This window comes from Nocardia brasiliensis (genome assembly GCF_042691675.1).
GTDB classification, from domain to species: Bacteria; Actinomycetota; Actinomycetes; order Mycobacteriales; family Mycobacteriaceae; genus Nocardia; species Nocardia brasiliensis_D.
Genome location: NZ_CP170507.1, coordinates 7,438,833 through 7,458,037, shown reverse-complemented (window position 1 = coordinate 7,458,037; position 19,205 = coordinate 7,438,833). Strand labels below are relative to the sequence as shown.

The 19,205-nt window shown below is 67.2% G+C and carries 19 protein-coding genes and 1 riboswitch; of the genes, 7 read left to right on the top strand and 12 right to left on the bottom strand.

All coding sequences use genetic code 11. The annotated features are described in order from the left end of the window. Positions 1 to 53: 53 nt before the first annotated feature. Positions 54 to 854, bottom strand: coding sequence for a hypothetical protein (locus ACFK0J_RS34400; RefSeq protein WP_378733866.1), 801 nt, complete (start codon positions 852 to 854; stop codon positions 54 to 56). A 59-nt stretch (positions 855 to 913) separates the two neighbouring features. Further along, the gene (locus ACFK0J_RS34395; protein ID WP_378733865.1) at positions 914 to 1,495 is read right to left on the bottom strand and encodes a hypothetical protein; all 582 of its coding nucleotides are present in this window, start codon (positions 1,493 to 1,495) and stop codon (positions 914 to 916) included. Positions 1,496 to 1,658: 163 nt separating this feature from the next. Between ACFK0J_RS34395 and ACFK0J_RS34390 the strand changes: the two genes are divergently transcribed. The 3 genes from ACFK0J_RS34390 (at position 1,659) to ACFK0J_RS34380 (ending at position 4,522) form a co-directional block, all read left to right on the top strand. After that, the gene (locus tag ACFK0J_RS34390; RefSeq protein ID WP_378733864.1) at positions 1,659 to 2,264 is read left to right on the top strand and encodes a hypothetical protein; all 606 of its coding nucleotides are present in this window, start codon (positions 1,659 to 1,661) and stop codon (positions 2,262 to 2,264) included. Between the two features lie 118 nt (positions 2,265 to 2,382). Beyond that, positions 2,383 to 3,534 (top strand): class I SAM-dependent methyltransferase, encoded by a 1,152-nt coding sequence (locus ACFK0J_RS34385; RefSeq protein ID WP_378733863.1) that lies wholly within the window; start codon positions 2,383 to 2,385, stop codon positions 3,532 to 3,534. A 124-nt stretch (positions 3,535 to 3,658) separates the two neighbouring features. Further along, positions 3,659 to 4,522 (top strand): Bax inhibitor-1/YccA family protein, encoded by an 864-nt coding sequence (locus ACFK0J_RS34380; protein WP_378733861.1) that lies wholly within the window; start codon positions 3,659 to 3,661, stop codon positions 4,520 to 4,522. A gap of 200 nt (positions 4,523 to 4,722) precedes the next feature. Here the strand turns inward: ACFK0J_RS34380 and ACFK0J_RS34375 are convergent, their stop codons facing one another. From ACFK0J_RS34375 to ACFK0J_RS34365, 3 genes are read right to left on the bottom strand one after another with little or no spacing between them, the layout of a single operon-like run. Next, entirely contained in the window at positions 4,723 to 5,943 is a 1,221-nt protein-coding gene (locus ACFK0J_RS34375) for an acetyl-CoA C-acetyltransferase (protein WP_378733860.1), read from the bottom strand. 41 nt (positions 5,944 to 5,984) lie between these two features. Further along, positions 5,985 to 6,839: an SGNH/GDSL hydrolase family protein gene (locus ACFK0J_RS34370; RefSeq protein WP_378743246.1), complete on the bottom strand. Its 855-nt coding sequence runs from the start codon at positions 6,837 to 6,839 to the stop codon at positions 5,985 to 5,987. A gap of 55 nt (positions 6,840 to 6,894) precedes the next feature. Next, positions 6,895 to 7,374 carry a hypothetical protein gene (locus tag ACFK0J_RS34365; RefSeq protein WP_378733858.1) on the bottom strand — a complete coding sequence of 160 codons (480 nt, stop codon included), beginning with the start codon at positions 7,372 to 7,374 and terminating at the stop codon, positions 6,895 to 6,897. A 109-nt stretch (positions 7,375 to 7,483) separates the two neighbouring features. On the opposite strand from ACFK0J_RS34365, the gene ACFK0J_RS34360 reads away from it, so the two are divergent. After that, positions 7,484 to 8,875 (top strand): cystathionine beta-synthase, encoded by a 1,392-nt coding sequence (locus ACFK0J_RS34360; RefSeq protein WP_378733857.1) that lies wholly within the window; start codon positions 7,484 to 7,486, stop codon positions 8,873 to 8,875. Positions 8,876 to 8,922: 47 nt separating this feature from the next. On the opposite strand, the gene ACFK0J_RS34355 is transcribed toward ACFK0J_RS34360, so the two are convergent. Together ACFK0J_RS34355 and ACFK0J_RS34350 are read right to left on the bottom strand one after the other, a co-directional pair. Further along, positions 8,923 to 9,729, bottom strand: coding sequence for a DUF72 domain-containing protein (locus ACFK0J_RS34355; protein WP_378733856.1), 807 nt, complete (start codon positions 9,727 to 9,729; stop codon positions 8,923 to 8,925). Between the two features lie 162 nt (positions 9,730 to 9,891). Further along, a complete protein-coding gene (locus ACFK0J_RS34350) occupies positions 9,892 to 11,280 on the bottom strand; it encodes a purine-cytosine permease family protein (protein ID WP_378733855.1) in 1,389 nt (462 codons plus the stop codon). After that, positions 11,277 to 11,392, bottom strand: a riboswitch (TPP riboswitch). It overlaps the preceding gene by 4 nt. A 260-nt stretch (positions 11,393 to 11,652) precedes the next feature. On the opposite strand from ACFK0J_RS34350, the gene ACFK0J_RS34345 reads away from it, so the two are divergent. Continuing rightward, positions 11,653 to 12,786, top strand: coding sequence for an AbrB family transcriptional regulator (locus ACFK0J_RS34345; RefSeq protein WP_378733854.1), 1,134 nt, complete (start codon positions 11,653 to 11,655; stop codon positions 12,784 to 12,786). 4 nt (positions 12,787 to 12,790) lie between these two features. Here ACFK0J_RS34345 and ACFK0J_RS34340 read toward each other — a convergent pair whose 3' ends face one another. Continuing rightward, complete coding sequence (locus ACFK0J_RS34340) at positions 12,791 to 13,249, bottom strand: DUF4254 domain-containing protein (protein WP_378733853.1); 459 nt, start codon at positions 13,247 to 13,249, stop codon at positions 12,791 to 12,793. 432 nt (positions 13,250 to 13,681) lie between these two features. Here ACFK0J_RS34340 and ACFK0J_RS34335 point away from each other — a divergent pair, with 432 nt between their 5' ends. Beyond that, complete coding sequence (locus tag ACFK0J_RS34335) at positions 13,682 to 14,578, top strand: hypothetical protein (protein ID WP_378733852.1); 897 nt, start codon at positions 13,682 to 13,684, stop codon at positions 14,576 to 14,578. 81 nt (positions 14,579 to 14,659) lie between these two features. Here ACFK0J_RS34335 and ACFK0J_RS34330 read toward each other — a convergent pair whose 3' ends face one another. After that, complete coding sequence (locus tag ACFK0J_RS34330) at positions 14,660 to 15,031, bottom strand: DUF6401 family natural product biosynthesis protein (protein WP_378733851.1); 372 nt, start codon at positions 15,029 to 15,031, stop codon at positions 14,660 to 14,662. A 213-nt stretch (positions 15,032 to 15,244) separates the two neighbouring features. Further along, the gene (locus ACFK0J_RS34325) at positions 15,245 to 16,420 is read right to left on the bottom strand and encodes an acyl-CoA dehydrogenase family protein (RefSeq protein ID WP_378733850.1); all 1,176 of its coding nucleotides are present in this window, start codon (positions 16,418 to 16,420) and stop codon (positions 15,245 to 15,247) included. Between the two features lie 186 nt (positions 16,421 to 16,606). Here ACFK0J_RS34325 and ACFK0J_RS34320 point away from each other — a divergent pair, with 186 nt between their 5' ends. Continuing rightward, positions 16,607 to 17,752 (top strand): cystathionine gamma-synthase, encoded by a 1,146-nt coding sequence (locus tag ACFK0J_RS34320; protein WP_378733849.1) that lies wholly within the window; start codon positions 16,607 to 16,609, stop codon positions 17,750 to 17,752. Positions 17,753 to 17,864: 112 nt separating this feature from the next. Here ACFK0J_RS34320 and greA read toward each other — a convergent pair whose 3' ends face one another. Both greA and ACFK0J_RS34310 read right to left on the bottom strand, forming a co-directional pair. After that, positions 17,865 to 18,359 carry a transcription elongation factor GreA gene (greA, locus tag ACFK0J_RS34315; RefSeq protein ID WP_014988087.1) on the bottom strand — a complete coding sequence of 165 codons (495 nt, stop codon included), beginning with the start codon at positions 18,357 to 18,359 and terminating at the stop codon, positions 17,865 to 17,867. Positions 18,360 to 18,660: 301 nt separating this feature from the next. Then, positions 18,661 to 19,134, bottom strand: coding sequence for a DUF4307 domain-containing protein (locus tag ACFK0J_RS34310; protein WP_378733848.1), 474 nt, complete (start codon positions 19,132 to 19,134; stop codon positions 18,661 to 18,663). Positions 19,135 to 19,205: the final 71 nt, after the last annotated feature.

The following is a 19,205-nucleotide window of genomic DNA, read 5'->3' as shown; positions in this document are numbered from 1 at the left end:
CGATTGGGTTCTGGCATGGCAAAGCGGCGACCGTCGCGACGGTCGGCTACCTGTCAGATCCGCAGAATCGACAATTCGGCTAGGGAGAGCACGGTCCACGGCGGCGACCGCTCGCGCCGCGGGCGCGGATGACGCAGCGGCGTAACACCATTGCCCGGCCGATCAGCCATTCGATACAGCAGCACCAGGGCGAATGCCAAGGCAGCGGCGGCGAGGATGAACACACAGCCGTGCATTCCGCCGTGCAAGCCCCCGCAGCCGTCGCCCGCGCAATCCGCCCCTGCCGCACCGGAGTTGCCGCCGGACATCGGCTGTTTGCCGATTGCCACAGCCGCTGGCATCGTCGTCGGAGCGAGCTTGTTTCCGTCCACCCCAGCAAGCTGGTTCAGATCATGGCTGTGCCGTACGGGACCTGCGTCGCGCTCATGACCGTGCGGTATGGGAGCTGCGTCGAGATCATGACCGCGCGGTACGGGACCTGCGTCGAGATCATGACCGCGCGGTATGGGAGCTGCGTCGCGATCATGACCGTGTGGCACGGGACCTGTGTCGAGATCCTGACCGGGCGGCATGAGAGCTGCGGCGAGCTCATGCCCGTCCGGTGGGCCTGTCGGTTCGAGGGCAGTGTCGGTCCGTAGCGCGAGCATCCGGTCGGAGCCGGTTGCCGCGGTCGCCATCTCGGCGGTGTGGCCGCCACCCGGCCCCGCCGTCGCACCGTGCTCGGAATGCGCCGCCGCGTGACCGGACATCGCGAACACCACGGCGTGCATGGCGACGATCCCGGCCAGCAGCACCAGCACGCCGAGCGCCCTGGCGGGCCCGGTCGCGCGCGGCGGGAGGTGCTGTTCGGCCACGCGGTCAGTGTAGTAGCGGCTCATCGGTGCTTCGCAATACCCCTTGATGGTACGGGTACCTACGGGACGGCGATATCGATGACCAGTCGGGTCGGATTGGTCAGCGCGGTGACGGTGAAGCCGGGCCGGTCGGCATTGACGCCGATGAACGACTGTGTGGTGCCCTCGAACACGGTGTTCCGGTACACGCCCGCGATGCCCGGCGCGCTCGGATCGGTCGCGGGATCGGGCCCCGAGTACGGCGTTACGGCGCTGTCGAACGGATACGCCGACCCGAGGATCTGCACCTCCAGGATCGAGTCCCCGGCCACGTCGATGGGCTTGCCGCTGCCGTCCTGCACGGCCCGGTCGGCATACTGCACGATCCAGCCCGGCGTGCCCTTGCCGCCGAGGTCGTAGACCACCCGGTCGAAGCCCGGCTGGCGGCCGATCCGGATGTCGGTGACGGTCAGGCCCGCGTCGCCGGATGCCTTGCCTCGCTTGGGTAACGCGTCGCGCGGGGCGCTCGGGGCTTCGGCGAGGGTTCCGGTGGTCGAGGCCGCGGGGGTGGCCGGGGTATTCGCGGTGGATCCGGCGTCGTCGCCGCAGCCCGCGAGCAATGCCGTCGCAGCGGCGATGGTCAACACCATCCTGTTACGCATGGGGCTGATGGTAAACGGCGAGTGCGTCATCTCGCGGGATTTGCGGGTTTCTCGATGTTTGCCGCTGGGTCTGCCAGACGGTGAACCGGTGGCGGAGCTGTCTCGTTGTTGTGGTTGAGCGGGCGCGAATCGCGCGTCACGATCGATCCGAAAGGGCCGAAAAATGCTGTCGACCAAGCGCTTTCAGCGAGAAGCAGGGCCATTCGCCGCTGCCTCGGTGGTTCTCGTCGGCTTGCTGACTGCGTGCGGAAGCACCGACGCGGGACAGCCCGTCCCCGCGGCGGCCCCGACTCCGACGGCATCGACCTCGGCCGCGGCTCCCGCCGAAGCGCCGCGGAGCCAGGCGCCCGCCAAGACCCTGGGCTGGCTGAAGATCTACCAGGGAACGGCGCCTACCGGCGCAAATGCTGTTCAGCTCGGCGTGGCGAACAATAGCGCTGCCGGACAGTACGTTACGGCGGCGGGCCGCGCGGTGTACCGATTCGACAAGGACACCGCGCAGCCGCCCACCTCCACGTGCGTGGGCGAGTGCGCCGCAAAGTGGCCGCCGTTGATCGCGCAGCGCGGCCAGTCGGTGTCTGTCACGGGCGTCGATCCACAGCTCGTCGGCTTCGTCGAACGTGCCGATGGCGCATGCCAAATCACCATTGCGGGCTGGCCGGTCTACTTCTTCGCCAAAGACGAGAAGCCGGGCGACCTGCTCGGGCAAGGCGTCGGTGGGGTCTGGCACGCGGTGACACCCGGGGGCGCGAAGGTGGTTGTCAACTGAGTCGAATCTCTTGTGGCGCTGGTCATCCCGGGCCCGGAGCGCGGGGCGGTACGGTATCCGATCCCCGGTTTGCTGGGGCCGATGTGACGTGGGGGCAACGATCTAGCACACTTGAGGCGTGGCAGATGTCGAGCACGTACTCAGCCGACTGCGGCGGTATCCGGATGTGGAGGCATTAAATCTCTACGCCGTGGATGCCGCCGATCGGCTGATTCTCGATGTCGCCGAGGAAGCGCTCGCCGCCACTGATAGCGAGAAGATAGCTATCGTCGGCGACGGGTACGGCGCGCTGACCATCGGTGCGATCGCGGCGCACGATCTGCGCGACCTGCGCGTGCACCAGGATCTGCTGACCGGCGAACTCGCACTGGCCAACAATGCCCGCGCGCTCGGGTTCGCCGATCGCTACACGGCCTACCCGCTCGGCCGTGAGTTGCTCGCCGATGTCCGCGTGGTGTTGCTGCGGCTGCCCCGGGCACTGGCCGGGCTGGCCGAGGTCGCCGACGCCATCGCGCGCTACGCCGACCCCGAGGTGGTGGTGTTCGCGGGCGGCCGGGACAAGTATCTGACCAAGTCGATGAACGACGTTCTGGCCCAGTCTTTTTCCGAGGTCAGAGCCAGCCGCGGCCGGCAGAAGTCGCGCACCCTGCTGGTCAGCGGCCCGAAACCGGTCGGTGAGCCGCCGTTCCCGGTGCGCGACCGGCTCGACGATCTCGACCTCGATGTGGTCGCACACGGCGCCGCCTTCTCCGGTGCCCGGCTCGACATCGGCACTCGATTCCTGCTGCAGCATCTGAAGTGGATGAAGCCGGACGCGCGGGACGCTATCGACCTCGGTTGCGGCACCGGAATACTGGCCGTCGCGCTGGCCAAGGCGCGGCCGGGCCTCAAGGTGGTCGGCACCGATCAGTCCGCGGCCGCGGTGGCCTCGGCGACGGCCACCATCGCCGTCAACGGCGTCGCGGAGCGGGTGACCGCGGTGCGCGACGATGCGATGTCCTCGGTCGCCGACAACAGCGCGGATCTGGTGCTGTGCAACCCGCCCTTTCATGTCGGGGCCGCCGTGCACACCGGGTCGGCGATCAAGATGTTCGCCGAGACCGGCCGGGTGCTTCGGCCCGGTGGCGAGCTGTGGACGGTGTTCAACTCGCATCTCAACTATCGTGGCGTCATCGAGCGCATGGTGGGCCACACCGACGTGGTCGGCCGCAACCGCAAGTTCACGGTCACTCGTTCCGTCCGTGGCTTGCGCGACGCGCAACAGCGGTAGAGTCCGAATTGTCCGCCTCGGCCAGTTCCCTGGGAACTAGCGCCGGGCAGTAAACGTTGGACTTAGCAGTTGGGTATCGAGCGAAAGCTCGACGAACAGCGGCAACGACCAGAAAGGGACGCAAGTGCGTAGCACAAGCAATCCAGTTTTCCGAAACTTGCCTCGGCAAGAGGGCAGTGGTGGCTACGCCAACTTCGGCTCAGGAGTGACCGGCGCGGGCCAACTCGGCCAGCAATACGGTAACCAGTACGGCCAGCAGTATCCGCCGCAGCCGTACCAGCAGGCACCGGCCACCACCCGCTCGATGACCATCGACGATGTGGTGACCAAGACCGCGATCACGCTCGGCGTGCTCGCGCTGTCGGCCATCGTCTCCTACGGCATGAGTCACGCCAACACCTCGCTGGCTCCGCTGTTCGTCATCGGCGGCGGCCTGATCGGCCTGGTGCTGGTACTCGTCGCGACCTTCGCCAACAAGATGGACAACCCGGTCCTCGTGCTGTCGTACGCGGTGTTCGAGGGTTTGTTCGTCGGTGCCCTGTCGTTCATGTTCACCGACATCAGCTTCGGTGGCGTCGGCGGCAGCGCGATGATCGCGCAGGCCGTGCTCGGCACCTTCGGTGTGTTCGCGGGCATGCTGGTCGTCTACAAGACTGGTGCGATCCGCGTGACGCCGCGCTTCACCCGAATGATCGTCGGCGCCATGATCGGCGTGCTGGTTCTCGCCCTCGGCAACCTGGTCGCCAGCTTCTTCATCTCCGGCGGCCTCGGCCTGCGCGACGGCGGCCCGATCGCGATCATCTTCAGCCTGGTGGTCATCGCGATCGCCGCGTTCAGCTTCCTGCTCGACTTCGACGCCGCCGATCAGCTGATCCGCGCTCAGGCACCGGAGCGGGCCGCCTGGGGCGTCGCCCTCGGCCTGACCGTCACCCTGGTCTGGCTGTACGTCGAGATCCTGCGCCTGCTGAGCTACTTCAACAACGACTGAGCGACGGCGGTACACGCCGCCGCGCAAGTACGCCACAACATAGAACGGCTTCCTATCCCAAGATAGGAAGCCGTTCTACTGATTTCGTGAGTACATGGGTAACTCACCGGGGACGGGCTGACCTGCCCACCGCCTCACCGCCGGTCGCCGACGTGGCTGGCCAGGCACCTAGGTCTGGCCTGAATACTCGGAGAGGCGGGCTAGCTGAGGCGTTCGATGACCATCGCCATGCCCTGACCGCCGCCGACGCACATGGTCTCCAGACCGAACTGCTTGTCGTGGGTCTGCAGGTTGTTGATCAGCGTGGTGGTGATGCGCGCGCCGGTCATGCCGAACGGGTGGCCCAGCGCGATGGCGCCGCCCGAGACATTCAGCTTGTCCTCATCGATCTTCAGCTCGCGCGCCGAGCCGAGCACCTGCACCGCGAACGCCTCGTTGATCTCGACCAGGTCGATGTCGTCGATCGACTTGCCCGCCAAGGCGAGTGCGCGCTTGCATGCCTCGATCGGACCGAGGCCCATGATCTCGGGGGACAGACCCGAGACGCCGGTGGAGACGATGCGGGCCAGCGGGGTCAGGCCGAGCTCCTTGGCCTTGGTGTCGCTCATCACGACCAGCGCGGCGGCGCCGTCGTTGAGCGGACAGCAGTTGCCCGCGGTGACCGTGCCGTCCGGGCGGAACACCGGCTTCAACTTGCTGACCGCCTCGTAGGTGACACCGGCGCGCGGGCCGTCGTCCTTGGCGACGATGGAGCCGTCGGGCAGCGTGACCGGGGTGATCTCGCGCTCGAAGAAGCCGTTCTTGATCGCTTCCTCGGCCCGGTTCTGCGAGCGGACACCCCAGTGGTCCTGCTCCTCGCGGGTGATGCCGGTGAAGCTGGCGACGTTCTCCGCGGTCTGGCCCATCGCGATATAGGCGTCCGGAATCAGGCCGTCCTCGCGCGGATCGTGCCATACGCCCGCGCCGCCCTCCGCGGCCTTCGCGGTGCGCGCCTGCGCCTCGGCGAAGAGCTCGTTCTGGGTGTTCGGCCAGCTGTCGGCGGAGCCGTTCTTGTACCGGGACACCGTCTCGACGCCCGCCGAGATGAACACGTCACCTTCGCCCGCCTTGATCGCGTGGAACGCCATCCGGGTGGACTGCAGCGAGGACGCGCAGTAGCGGTGCACGGTGGTGCCGGGCACGAAGTCGTAGCCGAGCTGCACCGCGACGATGCGGGCGATATTGAAGCCCTGCTCGCCGCCGGGGGAACCACAGCCGAGGATCAGGTCATCGATCTGGGCCGGGTCGAGGGCGGGCACCTTGTCGAGCGCCGCGCGGACGATCTGGGTGGTCAGGTCGTCGGGCCGCATGTCGACCAGCGATCCCTTGGCCGCCCGGCCGATGGGGGAGCGGGCGGTCGAGACGATGACAGCCTCAGGCATGAGGACTCCTTTGTCGGTAAGGAACGTGCGAACCGCTGTTGTTACTCGCGGGTTCTTATCGAATCTACGTCGCGGCCCGAGGAACGGGAAGCCGGGGTCGCCTCGCCCAGGGCCTCGAGCAGGACCGGAAGTAGTTGCGCCGCGGCAAGTTCGTAGCCCGCGGCCGAAGGATGGAAACCGTCGGCGGCGAAGAGCAGTTCGGGCTGGGCCCGGAACTCCGGTGCCAGCAGATAGCCCATCGGCACCGGACGCCCGCCCGCGACGCTGGTGGCCACCGTCTGCGCCCGGGCCAGCCGGACACTCCAGTTGTGCACCACCGTGCGCAATGGCTGCGGAATCGCGGTTACCGTGCCGAGATTCGGGCAGGTGCCGACCACGACGACGCTGTCGGCGCTGCGCAGCCGCGCGACCGCGGCGGCCAGCCGGCGCGCGGAGGCGCGGACGGAATGCTTCTTGGTGATGTCGTTGGCACCGATCAGGATGACCGCGGCGTCCGGTGGTGGACCGGCCACGAACATGGCGTCGACCTGGCCGGACAGTCCCTTGGAGGTGGCGCCGGAGATCGCCTTGGTGCTCAATCGGATTCGCTGCCCGGTGGCCACCGCGAGCCCGCGGGCCAGCCGTACGCCGGGCACTTCGTCGGCGACCACGCAGCCGACACCCGCCGCGGTGGAGTCGCCGAAGATCATCAGATGCAGGTCCGCGTGCTTGCCGGTGCGCCATGGCTCCGGCGTCAGGCAGCCCGCCGTGTAGATGCCGTCGGCCTCAGGCGGTTTCGAGGTGTCCCGGCCGATCACGCCACGCGCCGCGCCTGCCTGCGCCATCAACAGTCGAGACGTCGCCCACCAAGCGCCGCCTGCTCCGGAACCGGCCAAGACTGTCGCGGCACCGGTCATCGCGGCGGTCCGCCAGCCGATGCGTGGTGCGCTCACAAATAGGAATGTACCGACTTCACGCAGCTGGGGCAGCCGGAGCGGGAACGTCGAACGAGCCGTAGGCGGGAATGCTCGCCGCGTCGGTGGTCACGGTGACCGCGATGCGGCCGGGGCCGGTGTCCTGGAATTCCGAGTACTGGACGCTGCCGTAGATACCGGTCACCACGGTGGGTTCGTAGCTGCCCGCCGCCCCGGTGGTGGTGTTGCGCCAGGCGACCGTGGTGCGGACCTCGCACAGCGGGGCCAGTGGATAGTCGCCGGGGCCGATCCCCGCGACGGGCAGTGCCCGAACATTGAGGATCGCCCGGCCGGGCCACGCCGGGCCGACATCGGCCCAGGTGCGGATGCTCGTCCCGCACCAGCCGCCGTAGGCGAGGGTGGGCACCTGCGGAAATTCGATGGTCACCGCGTTTGCCGGGATGCCTGTTCCGACCAGCGCGGCCACTGCCGCTCCGGCCAGAACAGTGCAGGTCCGGGCACTTTTCGGCTGCCTCATGGTGCGATCCTAAATGGGGGTTTGCTGGTTTCCCGGATTTGTCGGGCCGGAACCGCTTCCGCGTGGCGTGCGCGGACTCACATCGGAGCCATCTGGAACTATGGGGCGCATGCGCATCGCCGACCATGTCGTGGACCTCATCGGCAATACGCCGTTGGTCCGGTTGAACTCTGTTGTAGGACCGAATGCCGGATTGGTGGCGGCCAAGATCGAATACCTGAACCCGGGCGGTAGTTCCAAGGACCGTATCGCGGTGAAGATGATCGACGCGGCCGAGAAGTCCGGGGAGCTACGGCCCGGCGGCACCATCGTCGAACCCACCTCGGGCAACACCGGTGTCGGCCTCGCGCTGGTCGCCCAGCAGCGTGGCTACCACTGCGTTTTCGTCTGCCCGGACAAGGTCAGCGAGGACAAGCGCAACGTGCTGCGCGCGTACGGCGCCGAGGTCGTCGTGTGCCCGACGGCCGTGTCGCCGGAAGACCCGGCCAGCTACTACAGCGTCTCCAACCGCCTGGTCGGGGAGATCGACGGCGCGTGGAAGCCGGACCAGTACTCCAATCCCGGCGGCCCGGAAAGCCACTACGAGACGACCGGCCCGGAGATCTGGAACGACACCGACGGCAAGGTCACCCACTTCGTCGCGGGCGTCGGCACCGGCGGCACCATCACCGGCGTCGGCCGCTACCTCAAAGAGGTGTCCGGCGGCCAGGTCAAGATCATCGGCGCCGACCCGGAGGGCTCGGTGTACTCCGGTGGTACCGGACGGCCGTACCTGGTCGAGGGGGTCGGCGAAGACTTTTGGCCGTCCGCCTACGACCCGGCCATCCCGGACGAGATCATCGCGGTCTCGGACGCGGACTCGTTCGACATGACCCGGCGCCTCGCCCGCGAGGAAGGCCTGTTGGTCGGCGGATCGTGCGGCATGGCGGTGGTCGCGGCCATCGAGGTCGCGCGCCGTGACCCGGACGCGGTCGTGGTGGTGCTGCTGCCGGATGGTGGCCGCGGCTACCTGTCCAAGATCTTCAACGACCAGTGGATGAGCTCCTACGGCTTCCTGCGCGAGCGGCTCGACGGCAGCACCGTCGAACCGCTGGTCGGAGATGTGTTGCGCGGCAAGTCCGGTGAGCTGCCCGATCTGGTGCACACCCATCCGTCGGAGACCCTGCGCGACGCCATCGAGATTCTGCGCGAGTACGGCGTCTCGCAGATGCCGGTGGTCGGCGCGGAGCCGCCGGTGATGGCGGGCGAGGTCGCGGGCAGCGTCTCCGAGCGCGACCTGCTCTCGGCGGTGTTCGAAGGCCGTGCGCACCTGACGGATTCGGTGGGCAAGCACATGAGCCCGTCGTTCCCGCTGATCGGCGCCGGTGAGCCGATTTCTGCCGCGACCAAGGCGCTGTCGGACACCGACGCGCTGATGGTCGTCGAGGAGGGCAAGCCGGTCGGCGTGATCACCCGCCACGACCTGTTGGGCTTCTTGAGCGTCGGCACCCTCGGGCACTGACGCCGGGCCGGCTACTCGCGGCGGCCCGATTGCTCGAACGGGCGCGGTTACTCGAGGCGGGCGCGGAGGGCCAGGGCGTCGCGGGGGGCCATGACCTTCGCGTCGTTGTCGAAGTAACAGAACACGTCACCGTGGGCGGACCAGGCACGGATCTTCGCCGCCCACATGTCCAGGCCCTCGTCGGTGTAGCCGCTGACGTAGAGCTCGTCGTGGCCGTGCAGGCGGATGTAGACGAAGTCCGCGGTGACCTCTTCGATCAGCGGGTATTTGCCTGCGGCGTCGGCGATTACCAGCGCGATCTCGTGCTTGGTGAGCAGCTCGGTGAACTCCGGTGTGACGAAGCTGGGATGGCGGATCTCCAGTGCGTGCCGCAGCGGCCGGTCGGCGTCGGTGGTCGTGAACGCCGGATCCACCCGATGATCATGCTGTTTCGCGATGTCGGCGGCCTGGGTGGTGCTGCGCGGAAGATGGGTGAAGAACGCGCCGAGCAACTCGGGATCGAACGGGAAGTTCGGCGGCAGCTGCCAGAGGATCGGACCGAGTTTGGGGCCGAGGGCGAGTAATCCGGACGCCAGGAAGTTCGCCAGCAGCGCGTCGCCGTCGCGCAGCCGCTTCATGTGCGTGATGAATCTGCTGCCCTTCACCGCGAACACGAAGTCGTCCGGCGTCTGGCTCGCCCAGTTCTGGTAGCTCGACGGACGCTGCAGCGCGTAGAACGAGCCGTTGATCTCGACGCTGTTCAGCTGTGCCGACAGATACGCGAGTTCGCGCTTCTGCGTCACGCCCTTGGGATAGAAGACACCACGCCACGGTGGATACACCCAGCCCGACGTGCCGATCCGGATCTCGCCCATGACTCCATCGTGGCAGCCGAGGCCGGCAGAACGGGCGCAGCCGGGTGGAACCCGCCGTCAGCCCGGCATGGCCGGAGCGAATGCGGAGGTACGCAGAATAGGCGCAGCCGGGCGGAGCCCGTCATTAGTCCGCGCATGGCCGGAGCGAATGCGGAGGTACGCCTAGGCGGATTCGCCTGCCGTTGCGCGATCTTGCCGCAGCGTCCAGACCCGCCCGAGGGCCCAGGCGACCAGCACAGCGGCGAGGAACGACAGCAGTGACGCGCTCATCCACGCCTGCTTGGTGAAGTGCAGCCGCTCCTGCACGTCCACCCAGAAGCGGGTCCACGCGCCCGCATCGCCCGGATTGATGAGCTGGTAGACCGAGAACCCGGCCAACCACGCGACGATCATTCCCCAGCGCGGCGGTGCGTCGTCGGCGGTGTTCCACTCGCCCTTGGCGCGCAGGAAGAAGTCGGCGACCAGTACGCCGAGCAGCGGCACGAACACCGAACCGATCAGGCCGAGGAAGCCGAAGTAGTTCTGCATGTTCAGCAGCAGCGCGAGCACCGTGATCAGCGTGCCGAGCCCGATCGACAGGATCCGCCGGTCGAGCCGCGGCGCGAGGTTCTGGATCGACACGGCGGTGGAATACACATTGGCGAACGACTGATCGGCCTCGCGGAACACGAAGATGAAGAAGAACAGTCCGCCGAGGCTGACCTGAAGGAACGCCGAGTACTGGCCGCCGCCGGTGGCCTGCGCCAAGGCGAAAAGGCCCAGCGCGTAGGCGACGATCTGGGTGAGCGCGTAGGCCCCGCTGGCCGCGCCGAACGCCGATCCGGTGCTGCGCGAGTGGCGCGTGTAGTCGGCGGCGACCGGCACCCAGGAGATCGAAACCGCCAGTGCCGCATCGGTGGCGATCCAGAAGAGGTTCCAGTCGACGCCGAACGGTCCGTCGCCGCGCGGCCCCGGATTGGCCGACAGATCGGGCAGCCCCGCGCGGAAGAACTGGATATAGAACCAGACCAGCGCGATCACGACGCCCGCGGTGACGAACCGGCGCAGCATCCGGACCGAGCCGAGCGGCCAGATCGTCAGCGCCGTCGTGAGCACGCCCGCGGCCACCACATACATCCAATGCGGTCCGCCGCCGAACAGTTCGTCGGCCGCGTCACCGATGACGATCAACTCGAAAGTGCCCCAGCCGATCAGCTGGGCGATGTTCAGCACGGTCGGCAGATAGCTGAGTTTCGCGCCGAACAGGCCGCGTAGCAGGACCATCGATGGTTTGCCGGTCTTCGCGCCCGGCACCGCAGCCAGGCCGAGCATCAGGCCACCGACCACCGTCCCGACGATCATCGCGAGAATGCCCGCGGCGATGGAGATCTGCGCGACGCCATCGGAATTCGGCGCGAGCACGGTGTAGGCGCCGGAAAAGGCGAACAGGCTGACGCCCAGGTTTGCCCAGAATGCGCTCTGGTCCCAGAAGGACAGCACCTTCGGGGCGGGCTGATCGAGGGTGAAGGGTGCCTCGTGCCGTTCGGAGTTGTGCAGGGTCGATGAAGACATGCCCGAAACGCTCTTCCTACGCCGGCATTACCCGGACAGGTTCATGCGGTCGGCGAAGCGCTGGGGTCCGCCCTCTCAGCCCGGCCGTGCCCGAGCTCCCGCGGTGGGGGGTGTGGTTCGGGCGAATAGTACACGTGGCAGCTCCGGCGGCCGATCCGATGCGCGTGCTCGCGCGGTGTGCGGGATATGAGCTTCGAGTTCGCTCGATCGACTATCCAATAACGCGAACGGATTTCGAGAACCGCACCAGGCCCCAGAAATCTCCGCGCTGAACAGGAGATTGGCGATGTGCGTCCGGGATCACACCAACCGTTAACCGCGATAACGGAGACGTAACGGTTTGTTCACTAGCGGGCGCAAGGATTACTAGGTATGACGCGCAGGCAAGTGATCGGATGGGTAGCTCTGCTGGCCTCGGTGCTTGCCGGGGCGGAATTGCTCGATCGAGTGCATTTCCCGGCGCCGCAGATGATTCTAGCGATCGTCGTCGGCGGAGCTCTCGCGTTGGCCGGGCGGTTGCCCGCCCCGATGCCTCGTGAACTATCCATCGGCGTGCAGGCGATGCTCGGTGTCCTGATGGGCAGCTATCTGGAGATCTCGCTGCTGTCCACCATCGGGCTGGCGCTGGTGCCGGTACTCGCGGTCACCGTGGCGACGCTGGTGATCAGCCTGCTGGTCGCGGTGGTGTTCGCGCGAGTCGCCCACGTGGAGTTGCCGACCGCGACACTCGGCCTGCTGGCCGGTGGGTCCGCGGCGGTGGTGGCCTGCGCCGACGACATGGACGCCGATCCGCGCCAAGTGGCGTTCATGCAGTATCTGCGCGTCGCGCTGGTCGCGGTGAGCGCGCCCGCGCTCGGCGCGCTGCTGAACAACAGCAGCGGTAGCTTGACCACCGAGCACGTGACGCTCGGTGGCGCGGTCACCAATCCCGATCTGCCGTACTGGATGATCGTCGGCCGCGGCGATCAGGTCGCCGGATTGTCCATCGCGGTGATGCTGTGCGTCATCGGCACCAAACTGGGTAAGCGGCTCAGCCTGCCGAGCCCGGCGCTGATCGGGCCGATGCTGATGACCGCGCTGCTCACCGCACTCGGCATCAGCCACGGGTACGCGCCGACGAACCTGTTCAAGGATCTGCTGTTCGTGCTCATCGGTTTCGAGGTGGGCACCCGGTTCACCAAAACCGTTGTCACGGAGATGGCCAGGATGATCCCGGGCATGACGGTCACCATCGTCGCCTTGTCGGCCATCGTCGCCGGGCTCGCTTTCGCCGTGGCCACCTTCGTCGACCTCGAACTGTCCGACATCTACCTGGCCACCACGCCCGGCGGCATCAATGCCGTGCTGGCCACCGCCGAGTCGATGGACGCCAACCTGCCGTTGATCACCTGCGTGCAGAGCATGCGGTTGCTGTTGATGGTGTTGATGCTGCCCCTGCTGACCAAGGGGATGCGGTGGCTGGCGGCACGACAGCTCGGGCTTCGCGAGCCCGAGCTGGTGATCTGAACCGTTAAGTCTTCCGTACCGCGCCGATGATCAGATCCGTCCATTCGTCGGCCAATGACGCAAGCCGATACCACGCCGCATGGACCCGATCGTCGGAGACCTTTTCGGCGGTGTGCAGCAGATGGCTGGCATGCGCGTGCGCCGCCGCCATGCGATCGACGGTGGCGCCGAGCGACCCGGCGCGCAGGTGGTCGGTGCAGCTGCGGCGGGGCAGCTGAGTAGCCACCCAGGTATCGATGGCCGCGACCAATTCGGCTCGGCGGCAGTCGATTCCGGCGGCTGCCAGCGGATCTCCATGGCGCTGCCGATGCAGCGTGGCCAGGCGGCGAGCCCAGACGATCAGGGGATGGTCGGTGTCCGAATCCCCGTCCTGGCCGCCGAAAGCGGCGACCAGTTCGCGGTGATCCGGCAGCGGCGCGGCGGTGCCGCCGGTGGCGGACAGCGCATGGTCACGCACGAACATCGCGGGCTCCCAGCGGTGTGCGGCTCCCGACCCGGGAGGTCGACCATCGATCGACGGGGACGGCTGACAGCGTGTACATCGTGCACCTCCGGGGGTGTCAGGCGGGAGGCATTGCCCTGATGCCGGATCCGGGATAAGCGTGCGCTGCTTACCTTGGCGTGTCGGTGACAGCGAGATGGCACCGCGATGACAGGTCGTAACAATCTTCTCCGCATCCCGTGGATCCCGGCTGTGAGGACGACCGACCAGTCCGCGTCGGTCGTCGGCAGCCCATATCGCCCCGCGCGCCGGATCCGTAGCGGTCGCGGCGAATGCTGCAATGTGGCAAATTATCTGCAAACAAGTGATTCGAGTTATGTCGTCGGGGTATAACCGGCTTTGAAGCAGCCTCGGCAAACAGCCATGGCGTAATCGGATAGCGAAGGGATGGGCATGTACACCTCCAGTTTGGCTATCGATTTCCAGAAGGGGTTTTCGGACGCGTGGAGCTCGATCGCCACGTTCGTCCCCAAGCTGGCCGGATTCATCGTCATCTTGCTCATCGGCTGGATCGTCGCGAAGGCCGTGTCGACAATCGTGAACAAGGTGCTCGAGCGGGTCGGCTTCGACCGCCTGGTCGAGCGCGGCGGCCTCAAGCAGATGATGTCGCGCAGTCGCTACGACGCCTCGGATCTGCTGGCGAAGCTGGCGTACTACGCGATCCTGCTGATCGCCCTCCAGCTCGGCTTCGGTGTCTTCGGTCCGAACCCGGTGAGCGATCTGCTCGACGGCATCGTCTCGTGGCTGCCCAAGGCGGCGGTGGCGATCATCATCGTGGTGATCGCGGGCGCGATCGCCTCCGCGGTGCGTGACCTGGTCGGCAACATGCTCGGCGGCCTGTCCTATGGCGCGATGATCGGCCGGGTCGCCGCGGTGTTCATCTGGGGCGTCGGCATCGTCGCCGCGCTGAACCAGATCGGGGTCGCGATGTCGGTCACCATGCCGATCCTCATCGCGGTGCTCGCCACCATCGGCGGCATCCTGGTGGTCGGTGTCGGCGGCGGCATGGTTCGCCCGATGCAGCAGCGCTGGGAGAACTGGCTGAGCGGGCTGGAAGAGGAGATGCCCGCGGTCAAGGGTCACGCGCAGGCGTACTCGCGTGGTCGCGAGGACGCGTCGCGCGAGCAGCTATGGATGGATCAGCAGGCCGCGCGCGGCCAGGGCCAGCCTTCCCAGCAGTGGGACCAGGGCGCGATGCAAGGCGGTGGCGGCGCGTACCAGCAGGGCGGCGGTTCTTACCAGCAGTCCGGCGAGTACATGGGCTACCGCGATCCGGGCGACGTGCGTTAGAACGCCGCATTCAACACGAGTGACAAGTACGTCCGCCGCGGGCTTCGACGCTCGCGGCGGACGTGTGCCAGGGCCAGATGTTCAGGCGGGCTGCCGGGAGGCGTGCAAGCACACGCTCGCCAGGCGCAGCTGCACCCAATCGGCGTCCGCCCAGCTGCCGAGGTCACCCGGCGTCGTGCTGGTCGTCGCACCGTGTTCGGCCGCGACCTCGCGCACGTGATCGAGGAGTCCGCGCGCGTAGCCCGCGAGCAGCACGCTCACCGGAACTCGCGCGGCACCCTCGACGCCGAGCTCGAGAATGTCGCGGACGGCGGCGGCGTGCTGATCGAGAGCTGCCGACAGCGCCGGTAGCTCCGCGGCGGCGGCAAGCGCCGGTACCCCGTGCGTCTTGTGCAGGCGGTTCAATATCTTGCGCGCCGACACTTCGAGCAACGCGGGGCCCAGCAGAAACATGTTCCTATGCTAGCAACCGGCGTGTCTTTATGAAATTGTGATGCTGGACCCAGTCGGCTTTGTCGGATTAACCCGGCCCAGCAAATTCGCCGCGCGAAAATCGTTGTGGGAGAAACGGTTCGCGGAAAGCCGACCGATCAGGTGACCGTCGGCCGCGTAACCAGTCGAACCGACTTCCACCGGTCAGGAGGTGGTTCGCCTGCCGGACCGGGACTACCGGAAGGCGTTGGCGTCGGTCAGGGCGCGGCCGAGCACCAGCTGATGCACCTCCGCGGTGCCCTCGTAGGTGAGCACCGACTCCAGGTTGTTCGCATGACGCAACACCGGGTAGTCCAGCGTGATGCCATTCGCACCGAGGATGGTGCGGCACTCGCGGGCGATCGCGATGGCCTCCCTGGTGCTGTTCAACTTGCCCGCACTCACCTGCTCGGGGGTCACCACACCCTGGTCCTTCAACCGGCCCAGGTGCAGCGCGAGCAGCTGGCCCTTGCCGAACTCCAGGACCATATCGGCAAGCTTCGCCTGGGTCAGCTGGTACGCGGCCAGCGGCTTGTCGAAGACCTCGCGGGTGCGCGCGTACTCGATGGTCGACGTCAGACAGTCACGGGCCGCGCCGAGCGCGCCGAAGATGATCCCGAACCGCGCCTCGCTCAGGCAGGCCAGCGGCGAGGCCAGGCCGCGCGACTCCGGCAGCACGGCGTCGGCGGGCAGCCGGACATCGTCGAGGTCCAGTTCGGCGGTCACCGAGGCGCGCAGCGACAGCTTGCGGTGCATCTCCCGTGCGCTGAATCCGGCTGTCCCGGCGGGCACCAGGAAGCCGCGGATCACCTGCTTGCCCTCGTCCTCGGTCTGTGCCCACACCACCGCGACATCGGCCACCGAGCCGTTGGTGATCCACATCTTCGAGCCGTTGAGCACCCAGTCGGTGCCGTCGCGCTTGGCCCTGGTCCGCATGCCGCCGGGGTTGGAGCCGAAATCGGGTTCGGTGAGCCCGAAGCAGCCGAGCACGCGGCCCGCCGCCATCTCCGGCAGCCACTGCTGCTTCTGCTCCTCCGAGCCGTACTTGTGGATCGCGGTCATAGCGAGCGAGCCCTGTACCGAGACCATGCTGCGCACGCCGGAATCGACCGCCTCCAGCTCCTGGCAGGCCAGCCCGTACATGGTGGCCGACATGCCCGCGCAGCCATAGCCCTCCAGATGCATGCCGAGCAGTCCGACCTCGCCCAGTTGCGGAGCGATCTCGCGGGCCGGGAAGGTCCCCGCCTCGAACCAGTCCGCGATGTGCGGGCGCAGCCGTTGGTTCGCGAAGGTCGCGACGGCAGCGCGGATCTCGCGCTCGTCGTCGGACAGCAGGGAGTCGATCGCGAACAGTTCTTCCACAGTCACCATGCGCTAAGCCTAATTGGGGAGGGGGCCGGTGAGATCGGAGTCATCTCAGGTTCTCGGCACAAAATTTTCGGTCTACTCGGCCTAGCTGCGTAACTAGATCGGAGCCGGTGCGGAAACGCCTCTCGGGCGTCGACTGCGGACGACCAGCGGGTTGCCGGAGAATCGCTCCTGATTAGGCTGGGGGCTATGAGTGAGCTGGGGTTCTCCACACGGGCCGTGCACGCAGGATTCGATCCCGATCCGCAGACCGGCGCGGTGAACGTGCCCATCTACGCGAGTTCGACGTTCGCCCAGGACGGGGTCGGCGGGCTGCGCGGCGGTTTCGAATACGCCCGCACCGGCAACCCGACCAGGTCCGCGCTGGAAGCGAACCTCGCCGCGCTCGAATCCGGCAGCTACGGCCGGGCCTTCGCGTCGGGCATGGCGGCCACCGACTGTGCCATTCGCGCCACGCTGCGGCCCGGCGACCACATCGTCATCCCGGACGACGCGTACGGCGGCACCTTCCGCCTGATCGACAAGGTGTTCAGCCAGTGGGGCATCGAGCACTCGCCCGCGCACGTGTTCGACGTGGACGAGATGCGGGCGGCGATCCGCCCGAACACCAAGCTGGTGTGGGTAGAGACCCCGACCAACCCGCTGTTGAGCATCGGCGACATCCCCGCCCTCGCCGACATCGCGCACGCCGCGGGCGCGAAGCTGGTGGTGGACAACACCTTCGCCACGCCGTACCTGCAGCAGCCGCTGCTGTTGGGCGCCGACATCGTCACCCACTCGACCACCAAGTACCTCGGTGGTCACTCCGACGTGGTCGGTGGCGCGCTGATCACCAACGATCCCGAGCTCGACGCCGCGTTCGCCTTCCTGCAGAACGGCGCGGGCGCGGTTCCCGGCCCGTTCGACGCCTTCCTCACCTTGCGCGGCACCAAGACCCTGGCCGTGCGGATGGACCGGCACTGCGACAACGCGGAAACCCTGGCCGAGTTCCTGTCCCGGCATCCGGCCATCTCCCAGGTGATCTACCCGGGCCTGCCGGAGCATCCGGGCCACGCGGTCGCCGCCAAGCAGATGCGTCGGTTCGGCGGCATGATCTCGGTGCGGCTGCACGGCGGCCCCGACGCGGCTCGCGATTTCTGCTCGCGCACCAAGGTATTCACGCTGGCCGAGTCGCTCGGCGGGGTGGAGTCGCTGATCGAGCACCCGGCCGCGATGACGCACGCGTCCACCGAGGGCTCGGTGCTGGAGGTGCCCGCGGATCTGGTGCGGTTGTCGGTCGGCATCGAGGACGCCGCCGACCTGCTCGCCGATATCGAGCAGGCGCTCGGAAGCTGAGAGCCGAGACGTGACGAAACGGCCGCGCCTGGAAATCGGGCGCGGCCGTTCGTGTCTCAGGGGAAGCAGCCGGTCGGGCCGCGCGGGTGGCGCGGCGCCCCGGCCGAAGGCGTCAGCTGTGGTACGGCTCCGCGCTGACCAGGGTGACCTTCATGGTGTTGCCGTTGGGCAGTGTGTACTCGCGGGTCTCGCCGACCTTGGCGTCGATGAGCGCGCCGCCGAGCGGGGAGGCGGGCGAGTAGGTCTCCAGCTTGGAGTCGTTCAAGCCCTCTTCGCGGGTCGCGATGAGGAAGGTTTCGGTGTCGGACTCGTCGCCGTCGTAGTAGACCTTGACGACCGAACCGGGGAGTGCGACGCCGGACTTGGTCGGCGCGACGCCAACTTTGGCGTTGTTAAGCAGCTCCTGCAGCTGGCGAATGCGCGCCTCCTGCTGACCCTGCTCCTCACGGGCGGCGTGGTATCCGCCGTTCTCCTTGAGGTCGCCCTCTTCACGGCGTTCGTTGATCTCGGCAGCGATGACGGGACGATTGGCGATGAGCGCATCGAGTTCGCCCTTGAGCCTGTCGTGCGACTCCGGGGTCAGCCACGTCACTTGCGTCTCAGTCATCTCGATCACTCCCTAGTAGTTGTTCCCGGCGGGCCGGGATTCCCTGATAACTGCCGCAGTACCCACCCGTGGGGCGGGCACGACACCAGTCGACGGCTAGAGCGATCCTGGGAAGTTCATCGAACCCCGACAGACCCTGGTTCCGGGCAAAGCTCATAATCCGGAACAGATAGCGCTGGCCGCCAATGCAGCAAACACGGCTCCGAACCCCGGAACCGTGTATCAGGCCATTTTAGCATGAATCACAAACGTGCAGGTCGGAGTTAATTTCGAGGACGAACGGTACGGCAAAAGGGGCAAATCACCCTGCCCGGAGATAGCTGGGCACCTGTCCACTACATCCGTAGATACTGCTGGAGGCGGGTCGCGAGGACGCCTTGACGGTGGTGGTCTGTTCGATCGTGCCGCTGGTAGACGGCGCGATCAATACCTCTCGACGGCCGACCTCGTCGCTGTCGCGCGCCATGGCGCGGACGAAACATACCGCAGGCTGTCGCGGGTCCTTGCGGGTGACCTTCATTCGGATCGTCATCGTGGAGTCGTCGGTGACGGTGTAGCCCAGTTGCTCGAACTCGATGTCCTTGGGGCCGTACTTCTGGTAGCCGAGGTAAGCGACGCCACACCCGAGCAACACCACGACAACCCCGAGGGCGACCGGCAGCCACCGGCGGTTGACGGGAGGCCTGGTTCCATACCGGTCGGTCGGCCGGTGTTTCGTCACCGGGGCCGCGGCATCGCCGTGCTGGATTCCCTGGGTTCCATCGGGCTGGCTCACAAGGTCGCTCCCGGGGGGTACGTCGGAACAAAAGTCGGTCGAATGGAACTATAGGGAACGAAGACCAGACA